1 rRNA gene is annotated in these 1,617 nt (G+C 50.6%); it reads right to left on the reverse strand.

The features are described from left to right. Positions 1-16 precede the first annotated feature (16 nt). A 16S ribosomal RNA gene (locus tag E2R66_RS27970) occupies positions 17-1,538 on the reverse strand. Positions 1,539-1,617 lie beyond the last annotated feature (79 nt).

A 1,617-nucleotide genomic window follows, 5' to 3' on the forward strand; every position in this document is an offset into this window, starting at 1 on the left:
AGGGATAATGCTCCAGAAAGGAGGTATTCCAGCCACACCTTCCGGTACGGCTACCTTGTTACGACTTAGCCCCAGTTACCGACTTTACCCTAGGACGCTCCTTACGGTTACGCACTTCAGGCACTTCCAGCTTCCATGGCTTGACGGGCGGTGTGTACAAGGCCCGGGAACGTATTCACCGCGTCATTGCTGATACGCGATTACTAGCGAATCCAACTTCACGGGGTCGAGTTGCAGACCCCGATCCGAACTGTGAACAGCTTTGTGAGATTGGCATCCTGTTGCCAGGTAGCTGCCCTCTGTACTGCCCATTGTAGCACGTGTGTAGCCCCGGACGTAAGGGCCATGATGACTTGACGTCGTCCCCTCCTTCCTCTCTATTTGCATAGGCAGTCTGTTTAGAGTCCCCACCTTAACGTGCTGGCAACTAAACATAGGGGTTGCGCTCGTTGCGGGACTTAACCCAACACCTCACGGCACGAGCTGACGACAGCCATGCAGCACCTAGTTTCGTGTCCCGAAGGACTAGAGCGTCTCTGCTCTATTCACTAACTTTCAAGCCCGGGTAAGGTTCCTCGCGTATCATCGAATTAAACCACATGCTCCTCCGCTTGTGCGGGCCCCCGTCAATTCCTTTGAGTTTCACCCTTGCGGGCGTACTCCCCAGGTGGAATACTTAACGCTTTCGCTTAGACGCTGGCCGTATATCGCCAACATCGAGTATTCATCGTTTAGGGCGTGGACTACCAGGGTATCTAATCCTGTTTGATCCCCACGCTTTCGTGCCTCAGCGTCAATCATACCTTAGTAAGCTGCCTTCGCAATTGGTGTTCTGTGACATATCTATGCATTTCACCGCTACTTGTCACATTCCGCCTACCTCAAGTACATTCAAGCCCGTCAGTATCAAAGGCACTGCGATAGTTGAGCTACCGTCTTTCACCCCTGACTTAACAGGCCGCCTACGCACCCTTTAAACCCAATAAATCCGGATAACGCTCGGATCCTCCGTATTACCGCGGCTGCTGGCACGGAGTTAGCCGATCCTTATTCTTACCGTACATTCAGCCTCCTACACGTAGAAGGGTTTATTCCGGTACAAAAGCAGTTTACAACCCATAGGGCCGTCTTCCTGCACGCGGCATGGCTGGTTCAGGCTTTCGCCCATTGACCAATATTCCTTACTGCTGCCTCCCGTAGGAGTCTGGTCCGTGTCTCAGTACCAGTGTGGGGGGCCATCCTCTCAGATCCCCTAAACATCGTAGCCTTGGTAAGCCATTACCTTACCAACTAGCTAATGTTCCGCATGCCCATCTTAATCCTATAAATATTTGATTACATCGCAATGCTGCGTCGTAATGTTATGCGGTGTTAATCTCTCTTTCGAGAGGCTATCCCCCAGATTAAGGTAGGTTACATACGTGTTACGCACCCGTGCGCCACTCTCATCAGAAGCAAGCTCCCAAATCCCGTCCGACTTGCATGTATTAGGCCTGCCGCTAGCGTTCATCCTGAGCCAGGATCAAACTCTCCATTGTATAATGTGTTGTTATAATCCAAGCCCTATTAAACTCAATCAATAGAAACTTGTAAAAAAAAATATTCTCTTACATTATC

The organism is Mucilaginibacter psychrotolerans (assembly GCF_004519315.1).
GTDB lineage: Bacteria > Bacteroidota > Bacteroidia > Sphingobacteriales > Sphingobacteriaceae > Mucilaginibacter > Mucilaginibacter psychrotolerans.